This window comes from Trichocoleus sp. FACHB-40, assembly GCF_014695915.1.
Lineage (GTDB): Bacteria > Cyanobacteriota > Cyanobacteriia > Cyanobacteriales > FACHB-T130 > Funiculus > Funiculus sociatus.
This window is the reverse complement of the sequence record NZ_JACJPF010000068.1, coordinates 1-12,930: the sequence shown is the minus strand read 5'-3', so window position 1 is coordinate 12,930 and position 12,930 is coordinate 1. Positions and strand designations below refer to the sequence as shown.

Annotated in this window: 16 protein-coding genes and 2 pseudogenes; 12 read left to right on the top strand and 6 right to left on the bottom strand. The window is 46.4% G+C overall.

The genetic code is table 11. The annotated features are described in order from the left end of the window. Positions 1-54: 54 nt before the first annotated feature. From thiD to H6F63_RS15955, 3 genes are all read left to right on the top strand, one after another. Positions 55-882, top strand: a complete 828-nt coding sequence (gene thiD, locus H6F63_RS15965; RefSeq protein ID WP_190638569.1) for a bifunctional hydroxymethylpyrimidine kinase/phosphomethylpyrimidine kinase — start codon at positions 55-57, stop codon at positions 880-882. Between the two features lie 147 nt (positions 883-1,029). Then, on the top strand, positions 1,030-1,641 hold the full coding sequence (locus H6F63_RS15960; protein WP_199298072.1) for a hypothetical protein: 612 nt from the start codon (positions 1,030-1,032) through the stop codon (positions 1,639-1,641). Positions 1,642-2,036: 395 nt separating this feature from the next. After that, entirely contained in the window at positions 2,037-2,375 is a 339-nt protein-coding gene (locus H6F63_RS15955; RefSeq protein WP_190427070.1) for a P-II family nitrogen regulator, read from the top strand. 171 nt (positions 2,376-2,546) lie between these two features. Here the strand turns inward: H6F63_RS15955 and rdgB are convergent, their stop codons facing one another. Then, on the bottom strand, positions 2,547-3,122 hold the full coding sequence (gene rdgB / locus H6F63_RS15950) for an RdgB/HAM1 family non-canonical purine NTP pyrophosphatase (RefSeq protein ID WP_190638568.1): 576 nt from the start codon (positions 3,120-3,122) through the stop codon (positions 2,547-2,549). Positions 3,123-3,288: 166 nt separating this feature from the next. Between rdgB and H6F63_RS15945 the strand changes: the two genes are divergently transcribed. From H6F63_RS15945 to H6F63_RS15935, 3 genes are all read left to right on the top strand, one after another. Further along, complete coding sequence (locus H6F63_RS15945) at positions 3,289-4,740, top strand: hypothetical protein (protein ID WP_190638567.1); 1,452 nt, start codon at positions 3,289-3,291, stop codon at positions 4,738-4,740. A 183-nt stretch (positions 4,741-4,923) separates the two neighbouring features. Next, a complete protein-coding gene (locus H6F63_RS15940) occupies positions 4,924-5,085 on the top strand; it encodes a hypothetical protein (protein ID WP_190638566.1) in 162 nt (53 codons plus the stop codon). Between the two features lie 94 nt (positions 5,086-5,179). Beyond that, a complete protein-coding gene (locus H6F63_RS15935; RefSeq protein WP_190638565.1) occupies positions 5,180-5,758 on the top strand; it encodes a gamma-glutamylcyclotransferase in 579 nt (192 codons plus the stop codon). A 39-nt stretch (positions 5,759-5,797) separates the two neighbouring features. On the opposite strand, the gene H6F63_RS15930 is transcribed toward H6F63_RS15935, so the two are convergent. Next, positions 5,798-6,211 (bottom strand): pentapeptide repeat-containing protein, encoded by a 414-nt coding sequence (locus H6F63_RS15930; RefSeq protein ID WP_190638564.1) that lies wholly within the window; start codon positions 6,209-6,211, stop codon positions 5,798-5,800. 207 nt (positions 6,212-6,418) lie between these two features. Continuing rightward, on the bottom strand, positions 6,419-7,462 hold the full coding sequence (locus tag H6F63_RS15925; RefSeq protein WP_190638563.1) for a M28 family peptidase: 1,044 nt from the start codon (positions 7,460-7,462) through the stop codon (positions 6,419-6,421). 138 nt (positions 7,463-7,600) lie between these two features. Between H6F63_RS15925 and H6F63_RS15920 the strand changes: the two genes are divergently transcribed. Together H6F63_RS15920 and H6F63_RS15915 are read left to right on the top strand one after the other, a co-directional pair. After that, positions 7,601-8,830, top strand: coding sequence for a sulfite exporter TauE/SafE family protein (locus tag H6F63_RS15920; protein WP_190638562.1), 1,230 nt, complete (start codon positions 7,601-7,603; stop codon positions 8,828-8,830). Further along, the gene (locus tag H6F63_RS15915) at positions 8,805-9,545 is read left to right on the top strand and encodes a hypothetical protein (RefSeq protein WP_199298071.1); all 741 of its coding nucleotides are present in this window, start codon (positions 8,805-8,807) and stop codon (positions 9,543-9,545) included. Before H6F63_RS15920 ends, H6F63_RS15915 begins: the two co-directional genes overlap by 26 nt. 3 nt (positions 9,546-9,548) lie before the next feature. On the opposite strand, the pseudogene H6F63_RS15910 reads toward H6F63_RS15915, so the two are convergent. Beyond that, positions 9,549-9,668: pseudogene (locus tag H6F63_RS15910) on the bottom strand (WYL domain-containing protein); the annotation flags it as partial. Positions 9,669-9,682: 14 nt separating this feature from the next. Between H6F63_RS15910 and H6F63_RS15905 the strand changes: the two are divergent. After that, positions 9,683-10,012 carry a hypothetical protein gene (locus H6F63_RS15905; protein WP_190638560.1) on the top strand — a complete coding sequence of 110 codons (330 nt, stop codon included), beginning with the start codon at positions 9,683-9,685 and terminating at the stop codon, positions 10,010-10,012. 87 nt (positions 10,013-10,099) lie between these two features. Here the strand turns inward: H6F63_RS15905 and H6F63_RS15900 are convergent, their stop codons facing one another. Next, positions 10,100-11,581, bottom strand: a complete 1,482-nt coding sequence (locus H6F63_RS15900) for an HNH endonuclease domain-containing protein (protein WP_190638559.1) — start codon at positions 11,579-11,581, stop codon at positions 10,100-10,102. 35 nt (positions 11,582-11,616) lie between these two features. Between H6F63_RS15900 and H6F63_RS15895 the strand changes: the two genes are divergently transcribed. From H6F63_RS15895 to H6F63_RS15885, 3 genes and pseudogenes are all read left to right on the top strand, one after another. After that, on the top strand, positions 11,617-11,787 hold the full coding sequence (locus H6F63_RS15895) for a hypothetical protein (RefSeq protein WP_190638558.1): 171 nt from the start codon (positions 11,617-11,619) through the stop codon (positions 11,785-11,787). Between the two features lie 95 nt (positions 11,788-11,882). Then, positions 11,883-12,134 carry a hypothetical protein gene (locus H6F63_RS15890; protein ID WP_190638557.1) on the top strand — a complete coding sequence of 84 codons (252 nt, stop codon included), beginning with the start codon at positions 11,883-11,885 and terminating at the stop codon, positions 12,132-12,134. Positions 12,135-12,334: 200 nt separating this feature from the next. Further along, a pseudogene (locus H6F63_RS15885) lies at positions 12,335-12,466 on the top strand (helix-turn-helix domain-containing protein); the annotation flags it as partial. Between the two features lie 175 nt (positions 12,467-12,641). Here H6F63_RS15885 and H6F63_RS15880 read toward each other — a convergent pair. Then, positions 12,642-12,930 (bottom strand): transposase (locus H6F63_RS15880; RefSeq protein ID WP_190638556.1); only part of this gene is annotated, 289 nt, incomplete at its 5' end.

Sequence of the window (12,930 nt, the reverse complement as noted above, 5' to 3'; positions counted from 1 at the left end):
TACGATGTACTTGATTGCCCCAATTACCTTATTTACCAATTACCAATTTCTAATATGAGTGTTATAGACAAATCAAGCGTTCCTGTTGCTCTCACCATCGCTGGTTCCGATAGCGGCGGCGGTGCGGGTATTCAAGCTGATTTACGAACGTTTGCCTTTCACTGCGTTCATGGCACCAGTGCTATAACTTGCGTGACGGCTCAGAATACGGTCTTGGTGACGCGGGTTGATGCTCTACCAGTAGATGCGGTTGTCGCTCAGATTGAGGCTGTGGTGACGGATATCGGCGTGCAAGCAGTGAAAACGGGAATGTTGCTCACAGCGGAAATTATCGCGGCTGTGGCACAGCAGGTAGAAGTTCTGAAACTTAATAATTTAGTGGTAGATCCGGTAATGGTATCGCGCACGGGCGCTGTGTTGATTAACGATGAGGCTGTAGCAACTTTACAGAATGTCTTGATCCCCAAGGCAACGATTGTGACACCGAACCGCTACGAGGCTCAACTATTAAGCGGTTTGCAGCTTCATACTCTAGATGATATGCGGGCTGCTGCCCAACGCATCCATCAGCTGGGAGCAAAGGCTGTATTGGTCAAGGGAGGAGCAATGGAGGGAAATTTACGCGGCGTTGATGTTTGGTTTGATGGTCACAAATTGGAAACTTTGAAAACAGCGGTGGTGGATACCAGCAATACTCATGGGACGGGTTGTACTCTGGCAGCTGCGATCGCTGCTAATCTAGCTCTAGGGTGCGATCGCTTATCTGCGGTACAAAAAGCCAAAGATTACGTCACCACTGCATTAAGATACTCTTTAGCCATTGGTCAAGGTCAGGGCCCCGTAGGACACTTTTTTCCCCTCCTGCAAGGAAAGACACCCTGAGTCTAGACACTTTCGGGTTGACAATCTAAAATTTCTAAATTTACAGGCTTGTGTGGTTGTAACTAGAGCAAATTTGTTAAAAAATGGCTGTCAGAGTCGCGCAATTTTACACTATTGTTGCCTTACAGAACTTAGGCTAAACCAATAATGTCCAATCCTACTACCAGATCGCCCATGCAAACTGCTCATTTCCCAGAGCAGGCCTCCCATCCATCCACAGCCTATCGCCCGTCTGTGCCAATTTCTGTTTACAAGGAACTCTCCGCTGAGTTGCAAGCAGCGCAAGCGATGCTAGACTCGCTGAATACCCAAAATCAGCAGTTAGCCCAAGAAAATCAACAACTGCGACAAGAAATAGAAAAAGTTGCCCAAGTTTCTTTGCACGCGCAACAGGTGGTAGATTCCCTTTCCACCGGGAACCGAGTTGATTTCATTCCGCCTCTAGTCGAACCGGAAGTTCGGACTAGAGACGAAAAATCACCTAAGCGGCGTTCGCAACCGCGTCCTCCTCGTCCTGCTGGGGTGGAGAGATCCGTGGAAGTCTTACCTCCTCCCAAATCTGAACCAATCTCATCCACCTTTCCTGAAAACTTGGTTATAGAACACGAAGAAGGTAGGTATCGTCGCCCAACCCCACCAGAACGTTCCCCAGATGTTAGTGGGTGGTGGTTATTGCTGGTCATTTTTCTCATCGTGGCGACGGCATTTGGTACGGGCTTTTTGATTGTGCGCCCGCTTCTAAATAATAATAGTCGTTAAGCTTGCATCGCCAATTCACCCTTTAGTTTGTAATGGGCGGACATTGAGAAAAATCTACCTGTTTTGATAAAGTGTGCATTGAGGTTAGAGGTTAAAGGAACATTGCTCTTTTTTAACCCGATATCGTAGCTCCTAAGTCATGGGGGTTGGGGATTAACAGGTTAAAAAAGCTCTGTGCCGAAATACTACTACACTCACAGCCATCGCTTCGCGGCAAAGCAGCCGCTACAGCACGATTGTTTCTCAGAACAATCGCTCCCAAACATATGTATCATAGAATACAAAATCTTTGTTTGAGCAGTGATAAAAAATAGCCGCCGCACACTGATACTTTTGGTTGTACAAATTGGTTGTACAGATACACGAAATTCACAACAAACTGAGGAGTAAAGAGCTTGAAAAAAGTAGAAGCGATTATCCGGCCATTCAAACTCGACGAAGTTAAAATCTCGCTGGTCAATGCAGGGATTGTGGGAATGACGGTTTCTGAAGTCCGAGGATTTGGACGGCAGAAAGGAATGACTGAACGCTATCGCGGTTCTGAGTATACGGTTGAGTTTCTGCAAAAACTCAAAGTTGAGATCGTTGTTGAGGATTCCCAGGTTGATATGGTGATTGAAAAAATCATCGCTGCCGCCCGAACAGGTGAAATTGGCGATGGTAAGATTTTTGTCAGCCCGGTTGAACAAGTGATCCGGATTCGCACGGGAGAAAAGAATCTGGAAGCAGTTTAACGATTTTGGATTTTGGATTTTGAAGCGATTTTTGGGGAGATTGATGAGGGAGTTGAACCATTACTGGTTCTTCCCCCAACCTCCCGTTCTTCCCAAAATATCGCGTGATTTTAGATTGTTCTTGAATCTAAAATCATCGGAGGCGGGGAAACTGCTTCGCCTCCGCAAAATCTAAAATTTAATATCTTGAAGCTGGGGTAACAAAATTTTAAAGGCTTGTCCCCGATGACTCCAGTGACGCTTCAAATCTGGGGACATTTCTGCAAAAGTCATTTGTTCTTGTGGGACGAAGAAAATCGGATCGTAGCCGAAACCACCAGTACCGCGGGGGGAGTGGAGGATTTCGCCCCGGCAAACACCCTCGCTAGCGATCGCAATCGCACCATCAGGACGAGCAATGGCGATCGCGCAAGCAAATTGAGCTTCCCGATTCAGTTCATTACCTAACTCGTTGAGCAAGCGTTCAATTCGCTCTGGGTCAGTTTTTCCATAACGAGCCGAATAGATACCCGGTGCGCCATCTAAGGCATCCACTTCCAAACCAGAATCATCTGCGATCGCCCATTCCCCAGTAGCGAGTGCCACCTGGGAAGCCTTCAGGCAAGCATTAGCCATGAAGGTGTCGCCCGTCTCCTCAATCTCTAATTCATCGGGCTTCAGCGTCAATTCCCAGTCCAATCCAGCTAGATATGTCTGCATCTCCCGCAGCTTGCCTGGATTTCCCGTAGCGACTACTAACAAAGTCATATTCCTTAATTCTCTATAAGCAAGCTATTACTGCCAAGCCTGGAACTAAATAGCAGGATAGCAGCGTCTAGCCTATTGTCTGCTACACGCAACAAATAACCCTTGGAGTGCCGCTCGTTTCAATTAGTGCGCTCTCCAATGGAATTAGAAAATTTTTGAGGTTCTGATGAAACGCATTTTCCAAAATCACTCCATACCAGTAACCAGAAGTCAAACACTTGCTATGGTGCTAACTGGCATTTTGTCCTTGGGCGCTAGTATGACGCTGTTGCAAGCAGCTTTTGCTGCTCCAGCAACACTTTCTGAGTCTAGCGCTAAACTCGTCAAAGTGAAAGATGTTAGCCTCGCCCAAAGCTTATCTGGCGGGGAAGCTTTTCTCAAGCAGCAACAAAGCGATCGCTTACCCCCCCGCGTCGCCAATGCTGTCCTTGTCGATTTGTCGCGTCAAACTGGCATTAATGTTCAAAAATTCAGCATTAAAGAGTCTAGTCGCCAGAAGTGGACAGATGGCTGTTTGGGACTTGGCACTGCCGCTGAATTATGTGCCGCAGTTATAGTCCCAGGTTGGCGCGTTGTTGTGACTGACGGTAGCAAAACTTGGGTTTATCGCACCGATAACACCGGAAGAACTATACGCCAAGAAAACTCCACTTCTCCTGTCACCAACTTACCTGCAAATTTACCCCAATCCGTTGCCACCCCTGTAAAACAGGACGCAGCCAAGCGGTTAAATTTGACAACCGATCAAGTCCGTATCGTCCAGGCTGACAAGAAAACATGGTCTGATGGCTGTCTAGGCCTATATGAGCCTAACATTCTCTGTTCTCAAGCAACTGTAGAAGGTTGGCAGGTGATTGTAGAAGCCAATCAACAACGCTGGTTTTATCGTACTAATTCCAGTGGTTCTATCGTCAAGCTTGATCAGACAGCTAGTTTGCCAAACCCGGTTAAAGATGCTGTGTTGCAGAGGGCTTCCCGACAAACCAGGTTGTCAGTTTCTCAACTGCGCGTACTCAAGGCTGAACAAAAGAATTGGGATGGTTGTCTAGGTTTGGGCGATCGCAATGTAGCTTGTCCTAGAATCCTAATACGCGGTTGGCAGGTAACTGTAGAAGCAGGTCAACAAATCTTGGTTTATCACGCTAATCAAGATGCTACTACCGTCCGGTTGAATAGAGCTGCTAGCCAGATAGGCAATGCTAACACCATCAATCCGACAAAGATTTCTACAAGCGAACTACCACCCTCTTTGGGGAAAGATGTCCTCTTTCGCACCATCTCTAGTGGCGGTATAACTGGTCGCACCTATCAAACTATTCTATTTAATGATGGGCGGATGATTCGCCAACAGGTTAGCTCCAATGGCGCTACCTCTGCGGAACAAAAATACCAAATTTCCCGCCGCGAACTGCAACAGTTTCAACAGATACTCAATCAGGCGCAATTAGCGAAGTTCAACCAACTCAGTTACCCTGCTTCCCAAGGTGCTGCTGACTATATCACCGTCACCATCTCCAGCAAGCAAGGTACAACCCGCTATGTGGATATGGTACAAGACCGTTTGCCTGAGCCTTTAAAGGAAGTCATCCAAGGTTGGAACCAAATCATCAGAGCTTAGGGATTGGAGGCTGGGGATTGGGGACTGGGGATTGGGGATTGGGAAAGAATCCAAACCTGAGACAAGTCATATCAAATTCGGTAATTACCCACAATTAAGACTCAGCTCACCCCAGCCCTTCCCCGAAGAACCTAGAGGAGAGCCACCGCCTGCGGCTGTGGCTCTCTTAGGGTTCTTTATATTATGGGCAATCAACCGGATTTGATATCAACTACCATCACCGCCGCCCTCTTCTTCAATCCCCAGTCCCCAGTCCCCAATCCCTTTGATATCAACTACCATCACCGCCTTCCTTTTCCCCAATCCCCAATCCCCAATCCCCAATCCCCAGTCCCCAGTCCCTAATCTACGGTTTCCCTATCGGGATATGTTGTATTCTACAAGTAACTTTGCTAGAATGCCTAGTCAATAGACAACAAGTAGCATTTGAAGGCAATTCATGAGCGTTCAGTCTGAACACTTACAAGATTTACCGACACAAGCTTCTCTGGAAATTGCTAGAAGCAAAGCCGAGCCTGAGTTTTACTACTTTGCCTATGGCTCTTGTATGTGTCCAGTGGATTTGAAGCGGACGCTGGGCGAGAATACCCATGTTTATGTGGTTGGTAATGCAACACTCAAGGGGTATAGACTAGGCTTTTATCGTCGTTCAGCTCTTCGAGACTGTGGCGTACTCGATATGGTAAAAGATTCATCAGCCTCAGTGGAAGGGGTCTTGTATAGATTACCCTGGAGATTAAGCGATCGCTTAGATGAACGCGAAGAAGTACCCCAAGGCGGCTACCGTCAGGAAATGGTAAATGTTTCTTGTCAGGGACAGAGTTACACAAGTGTCCGTACTTACGTCGTCGTCAACAAATTAACAGAAGAACTCGCGCCCAACGACTGGTACTTCAACGTTGTTCTGCGCGGTGCCTTAACCTGCGGACTCCCAGAACAATATTGCTGGCAGTTGTTTAACCATATGTACCAGCTACAACAGCGCCATTGGCTTTCCCAATCTCTGCGCTCAGCTTAGACTGGAAATACAGCCAGAAACTAATCACCCCCGTCATAGCTAACTAGCGGGGGAGAACGTTACAAGTTTTCTCTCAGGCATTTGCGCCCCAGTTAAATTTGCACCATTCAGGTCTACACGGCTGAGAGTTGCTCCACGCAAGTCGGCTCCACTCAAGTTGGCTCGGCTCAGATTTGTAGCGCTCAAGTGTGCATCGCACAGGTTTGCCTGATTCAGGTGCGCCCGACTCATATCTGTCAAAGTCAGGTTTGCTTGGCTTAGGTTTGCCTCGCTCAAATCAGCTCCAGCCAAGTTTGCCGCAATTAGGTTGGCTCCACTTAAATCTACTCCACGCAGGTTTAAGCCTCTCAGGTCTACCCCAACCAACTTTGCCCGATGAAAATTTCTTTGTCCGGCTGCATATAGTCTGACAAGTTCATCAACACCCATATTTTCCACGCTCAACTGACTCATAAGTTCTACCCGGCTAAGCTTTTATGGAGGCTTGGGGTTTTATTCACCCTTTAGATAGATGATTATAGGTTAGTTTGTGTACCCAATCTTTGGATTAGCTGGTTTTGGATATAAGAATATAAATTTCGCAAAATTTATATTCTTATAGAGGCACAGTCCTTAATAGAGTCGGCATCAGGAAATGCCAATTGCTGCTTTTTTCACTAACTATGGAGTGGTTGATGGAGGTGACTTTAAAAGTTCTCGGCTTTCCAGCAGCGCTGTGGTCGTATTTATCACAATCTGGGCGGCTCCTTGGAAAAACGAGCGATCGAGATTTTCTGGGGTATCGCTGGGCTGATGGTAGTGGGGTGTACGCAGATTTGCCGTATCGGTGACGAGTACCGCGCCTACTCCCTGATACCAGAATGGCGCATGATCGCTGCGTAAAACGTCAGGTGTCAGCATTCCTTTCAGGGGAATTGGCAACGTCACAACGGTTGGCAAACCAGGCTTACCCGGTTTTTGAAAGACATTTAGCAATGGCAAGTGTTCTATGTCGCCAACTACCGCCAGAAAGTCCCCTTTGTCGGTAGGCGGGGTGACAGGCAATCCGGGCGGGTATTTTTGACAACCTGCGGTGTAGCAAGCGTAACCTACCATGTCCATGACAATGACACCGTGCAGGTTTTGCAAATTTGCTTTATTAGTGGTAAAGGCAATACTGCCCCGGAGTCCTGCCTCCTCCTGGTCAAAGAAGACTAGCTGCAAGGTGCGGGGTGTGGGACGGGAGGCGAAAAGACGCGCCAGTTCCAGAACTACGGCAACTCCGCTGGCGTTGTCATCGGCACCAGGGGAGACGGGAACGCTGTCGTAGTGCGCGGCTACGATAATTGTTCCGGCTTGTTTGTCGGTGCCTTGGCGAGTTGCAAGGATGTTGACCCCGCCCTCGAATTGTTGTAAATTTGGCGACCATCCCAGTTTTTGCAGGGATTGGGTGAGGTAATTTTTGGCGCGATCGCGTTCTTGTTGTGTATACCGCTGATAGTTCAACGCCTGAACGTGCGCCATTAGTCGCTTTGAGTCTACATCAGGAGCGTTGACTGGTTCTTCAGATGCTACCGCCACATTGAAACGAGTCGGCGGTTCGCTAATGTTCTCCACAGAGCTTTTAGTTACTAGCTCCGGACGCGGCTGGAAAAATTTGCTGCTACTTAATACTACTGCGATCGCTAACAGCGCCAAAACCACCGAAAATATCCATTTCCTCATTTTTTGTACCTTAAATTTCCATTCCTTTATCACCACCCCCGTTCCAGTCCTACAATAACGACTGAGGGAGACTGACTGCTGAGAATTGGGAATTCACAGGTGTCCCGCCCGTTCGGACTAAGGACTAATAATTAAAAAATGCTGGATTTGTTGCTAATCATGGCTTTGGGATTCCTTGGGAGTTTTGGTCACTGCGCGGGAATGTGTGGCCCTCTTACCGTGGCATTTTCCCTTGGACATCAGCAACAGACTCCTGCTAACTGGCGACAACAATTTTATTTTCACATCTTGCTGAACTTGGGGCGAATTGCAAGTTATGCCTTGACAGGTGCATTTCTGGGCGGTATGGGTTCGATGTTAATTGCTGGGGGACAGCTGGCGGGAATTGGGAGTGACTTGCGAAGAGCGATCGCTATTTTCACCGGAATCATGCTGATTTGGTTTGGCTTAGTGCAAATAAAACCAGATTTCCTGCCACGTCTGCCAGTGTTACACCCCCTCAAAGAAGGCGGCTTGCACAATCGACTCAGTGCGGCGATGATGAAGCTGTCGCTGAAATCTAACTTTTTGACACCAGCTTTATTAGGACTGGTCTGGGGTTTAATTCCCTGCGGTTTTCTGTATGCTGCCCAAATCAAGGCAGCTGAAACCGGAAATCTTGTTCAAGGTGCGACAACTATGTTGGCGTTTGGACTGGGAACGCTACCAATAATGCTCGGTGTCGGCGTTTTTGCCAACCGAGTTAGTGCTGATAAACGCAGCCAGTTGTTTCGGTTGGGCGGTTGGGTGACACTCACCATTGGAGCGATCGCGCTGCTGCGAACTGGCGACACAATGGTAGATTACACTGGACACGCGGCATTGCTGTGTTTAATCTTAGCGCTGATTGCGCGCCCCATCAGCCGCTTCTTTAGCGCCCCATTACGTTATCGTCGTGTCTTGGGAGTAGGCGCATACGTGCTGGCTTTGGCTCATACGGCACATATGCTAGAGCATACTCTGAACTGGAATTTTCAAGCGATACCTTTTATGCTGCCGACGCATCAACTGGGAATGAGTGCAGGAGCAGTAGGTTTAGTATTGATGACTCCAGCTGCACTCACCAGTTTTGACCGGATGCAGCAGCTTTTAGGGAAACGCTGGCGACAAATTCATCTGTTAAGCCTTCCAGCTTTTCTCCTGTGTGCAGTTCATGCAGTGCTAATTGGTTCTCATTACCTTGGCGGAATGCAACAAATTTGGAGTAACAAACTGCTGACAGTGCTACTGGGAGTTGTGACGCTCTTGGTTTTGCTGCTGCGCTACCGTGGGATTTGGTCACTTTTATCTCTAGAAAAATTATATGTCCCCCCTAGCCAATCCCGATAAAAGTCTCGCTTCCTCGTTCCCAGTCAGAGATTGGGAACGAATTCTGGAGGCACCTACAATAGCTAACAAAGCCCAGGAATTGAGGCACCTCATAGTAGGCATTCCCAGGGGGAATCAAAGGTTGTTGCCAACAATTGCGGAAACACTAATACTCCTAACGTTGCTGATTACACCCGCATCTGCCCATAAAGTACAGATAGCAGAAGATGTGGGTGGTACTCTCCATATCGAACCCAACGACAACCCCAAAGCTGGCGAACCATCTCTAGCTTGGGTGGCGCTTACACGCAAAGGCGGTCAAGTCATCCCTTTGCAAGAGTGTAATTGCAAATTGTCCGTATACTCGCAACCCCGCACCCAACAGACAACGCCGTTACTTTCACCACCACTAAAAGCCATTTCAACAGAAGGTTATCAAGGGATTCCTGGTGCTTCTGTTGTCTTCCCATCTCCTGGGGCTTATCAGTTGCAACTGAGTGGAACACCAGCATCTGGGGCAGATTTTAAACCGTTTGAGCTGAAGTTTACCGTCACCGTGGCAGCTGGGGCAAAGGTGCCAAAAGTTAGTCAACAGACAACGCAGCAAGTTGCCCAGAATAGCTTGGCAGATAAAGAAGGGGGGAGTAGCGCTGACCTGCATACACCAATCGCGATCGCTTTGTTGACGCTTGTCGTAGCGATCGCGATCGGTGTGTGGCGGCGGCGGTTAAAGTAAAGGTTATATTTGCATATCGTACTGTTCCAAGAGCGATCGCAATTCCTCCTTTACTCGTTCGCGCACGGGCTCCGGCGACACCACCACACAGTCTGGCGCATACTGCATGACTTCTCGGATAAACCAGAAGCTACTACTTGGTCACGTCTACAGGTGTTCTGCGAGCCACGCCTCAGTTTGTAACATTGGCACTGTGTAACCGAGCAGACGACCAGACGGAGCAGAAGCACTGGCAAGACATCATTAAAAAGCTCCAACAGAATGGGCTGATTACGTACCGAAGCCAGCTTGATGAGTTACGGATTTGGGAAGGTTCGGACTTTAACGTTGAAGCTGCTATCTACTCGTTTATCGAGCCGGAGCGAACTCCTCTGGCTGAGTTACTTTCAGCAATTCGTCCTTTGAAGCCGCTAGTAGCTGAGCGTCACTACACGACGACAGGGACATTGCGTTATTTTGAGCAGTGATTTGTAGATAGCTTGACCAATTTGACAGAGTTACGGTGTTCAATTGCCAGCTATGATGGACTGATTGCCTACTGGATGGATGCTCAGTTACCCGATCGGATTCCCACAACTTTGAGAGTAGATCCAACCTGCTTCAAAACCTAAGCTCGTAGCTAAAGAGATTAGAGGTTGAAATGTAGAATTAAAGGCTTTACTCAGTGTCTCAAAGTCGGTCAAATCATCTCGTGTATGCAGTCTAAGATCAGAAATATAGGCATCAATAAATTTATTCCATTCTCCACTTCTACTCATTTTTTCTTTCCAAACTTTTAAGCCGAGATAATGTACCCTCACAAAAGAATCAAAATATATAGATGAGGGTATAATTTTTGATTTTGATGAATTAATATCACCAAAGGTTGGAACTAAATTCCAGATTTGATCGTGTGCAATAAATGACCAGGGAAGATAGTGATCAAGGGAAATTTTAGAATCTACTGTTAAAGGTCGGTTTGAATAGATACAGCTAATCTCAGTGGTATGTTCTAGAACTACCTGCCAATACTTTGTGTGTGATGTCAGCGCATTTCTTCTAATTTGAGGAAACAATTTATTTGAGATAGCCGGAGTATTAGGGTTACGGCTTTGCATATACTGTAACCATTCCCAAGCAACCCAGCCTCTTACTATGGAATAGTTAACCCCGATGTAGGAAACCCATTGAGAGCATAAGTAGATGGACTTACAAGATTTAGGGGAATCTCCATCAAATTTATATAGAGGCTTAACTGTATCAAAATATCGTTCAGCCAAAAGAATTATGAGCTCATTTTCAAGATCATCATTTCTTGGAGTACCTCTGTTTTGGCTTTTATAGGCTTTCAGTTCCTGCGATAGAAAAGGTGTAATCAATCGAAAAGGGACATATCTCATTAAGGATTCCTTACCGACCAACACACTTTCTAGGTTTCGCTTTGATATTTCTTCTCTAAGTGCTTCCTTTTCCGATTCATCAAAAGCTGGTTCATCAAGGTCTAATTCTAAAGAGTCTAGCTTAGTAGTGATCTTATCTTCTCTGCCAAACGACAACTTAAAATAAGTGTGCGGATACCAAGCATTAACCAACATTTCAATAACCAGTTCTCTGAGGCTAATCGGAGAAGCAGCATCAAAATTCCGTTTTCTCAAAATGTCTAGTAATGACAGGAAGAAGACGTACTTATAAGAAGTTGTAGTCTTATCAAAAAGTCTAGACAAAGCAGCAACATTCAAACCTGCTGTTTCAGGTAGCCGTCCAAATCCTACGCGAACAGGATTAACCGATATGTCTTGTGAACTGACAGAAGATACAGAATTTTGTCCTAGAGCTAAATCTGAAGCATACAAGCTGATAAACTCTTCGGCTGCATCAGGGTTGATTGCTTGAAGCGCCGTAATAATGCCTTGCACAGTTTCCGAGTTTGGATCTCTAACCTCATTCACCCATCGATGAACGTTAGATCGTGCTATGCCAAGCGCAGCCGCTAAGTTGCCTTGGCTGATGCCATAGCTCGCTAAGACTTGCCCTAAAACTTTACCTGCTTTTCCCATGCTTCTGATCGTGTCAGAGAAGCATGAAAGTGTAAATGGCAACTAATTGGCTTCCATCACTGTATAATATTTGTCAGCCAATTAGTTCCCAGTGTCAGGGAGTCGAACTCGATGAGCTACGCAACACTTCTTTATCCTTGGGTAATCATTCGTCAGCTTCCGAATATGCAGAATCTCGTGGTGAAGCGATTTCGCTGCCGGAATGATGCTGATGAGTGCTTGAGAGTCCTTCGTCGTCTCTCTCCTACAGAGAAATTCATCATCATATTTGATGTTTCTGCCAGTAGAGGGGAGTAAGGCTATGAATGTTAGAGATATTCAGGGATTGGACTACACCCTAACTGTAATAACTCTTCGTAACACGCGAGGCTGCGACAAAAACACAATTCAAGTTAAAGACCTCACTGGCAGGGTGTTTGAAACATGGCATCGCAGATATAAGCTGTGGCGGAATCCAGTTCACGGCACAGCTAAAACCATTGTTGCGATCAAGGAGATTTACAACGCAATGGACATTGATGATTACGTCAAAAGAAACGGTTATAAGGATTAACTGAATTTACTAAATGATTCTCAAGATACACCCTAGAAACTGAATACTCAAAGGTTTTCACCTTAGTATGTGGGCTGTAGATCAGTGGCACTCAGATAACCAATGATCGCCGCTTCTTCGGCAGAACTGGCGAACTCCTCTACCTAATGCTGTGCCGTAGCGATCGCGGAGTCGAAATTCTTTGTAGGAGGTGAGTTAACGTGTTAAGTCTGACATTCGAGTACAAGGCGATTCCAACGCCAGAACAAGTCGAGATGATTGAACACACCTTAACGGTGTGCCGGAAAGTCTGGAACTTTGCTCTGCGAGAACGCAAGGATTGGCTGAATTCTCACACTAGATGCAAGGGAATTCAGGAATTTCCTTGCATCTACTAGATATCGTAGCTAGTTGCCTAAGTCCTAATAATCTCAGTGCACTTAGACAAAGGTAATTACCCAGAAATGTTGAATCTAGATACAAAACTTTACATAGTCGAATAGACTCTTCCTATCTAAGAGCTTTGAGTTAACATTTAGTTAACTTAGTCATCCAGTGTACATAGCTGATTTCTTGACACATACACGCCTGAAGATAGCGAAGTTTATCAAGTAGCTTTTGCCCCCATTGTTGAGGAATTTCTATAACTTGTAGTATCAAATAAGCAATTAATGTTGCATAAATCTGTATAGCAATTCCGTTGAGATTTTTGGTAATCAGTTTATCGAGTTTCAAGTGCATCTTCAAAAATTTCCATAACAACTCAATTCCCCAACGGCATCGGTAGATGTCCATGACCTCGAGGTCAGTCACAGCC

Bases quoted from the DNA above. Each gene is read 5' to 3' on its own strand.
- H6F63_RS15925 (WP_190638563.1), bottom strand. From the start codon at position 7,462: ATGAGGAAATGGATATTTTCGGTGGTTTTGGCGCTGTTAGCGATCGCA.
- rdgB (WP_190638568.1), bottom strand. From the start codon at position 3,122: ATGACTTTGTTAGTAGTCGCTACGGGAAATCCAGGCAAGCTGCGGGAG.
- H6F63_RS15900 (WP_190638559.1), bottom strand. From the start codon at position 11,581: ATGGGAAAAGCAGGTAAAGTTTTAGGGCAAGTCTTAGCGAGCTATGGC.
- thiD (WP_190638569.1), top strand. From the start codon at position 55: ATGAGTGTTATAGACAAATCAAGCGTTCCTGTTGCTCTCACCATCGCT.
- H6F63_RS15935 (WP_190638565.1), top strand. From the start codon at position 5,180: ATGAGCGTTCAGTCTGAACACTTACAAGATTTACCGACACAAGCTTCT.
- H6F63_RS15945 (WP_190638567.1), top strand. From the start codon at position 3,289: ATGAAACGCATTTTCCAAAATCACTCCATACCAGTAACCAGAAGTCAA.
- H6F63_RS15915 (WP_199298071.1), top strand. From the start codon at position 8,805: ATGTCCCCCCTAGCCAATCCCGATAAAAGTCTCGCTTCCTCGTTCCCA.
- H6F63_RS15890 (WP_190638557.1), top strand. From the start codon at position 11,883: ATGAATGTTAGAGATATTCAGGGATTGGACTACACCCTAACTGTAATA.
- H6F63_RS15940 (WP_190638566.1), top strand. From the start codon at position 4,924: ATGGGCAATCAACCGGATTTGATATCAACTACCATCACCGCCGCCCTC.
- H6F63_RS15960 (WP_199298072.1), top strand. From the start codon at position 1,030: ATGTCCAATCCTACTACCAGATCGCCCATGCAAACTGCTCATTTCCCA.
- H6F63_RS15895 (WP_190638558.1), top strand. From the start codon at position 11,617: ATGGCAACTAATTGGCTTCCATCACTGTATAATATTTGTCAGCCAATT.
- H6F63_RS15930 (WP_190638564.1), bottom strand. From the start codon at position 6,211: ATGAGTCAGTTGAGCGTGGAAAATATGGGTGTTGATGAACTTGTCAGA.
- H6F63_RS15920 (WP_190638562.1), top strand. From the start codon at position 7,601: ATGCTGGATTTGTTGCTAATCATGGCTTTGGGATTCCTTGGGAGTTTT.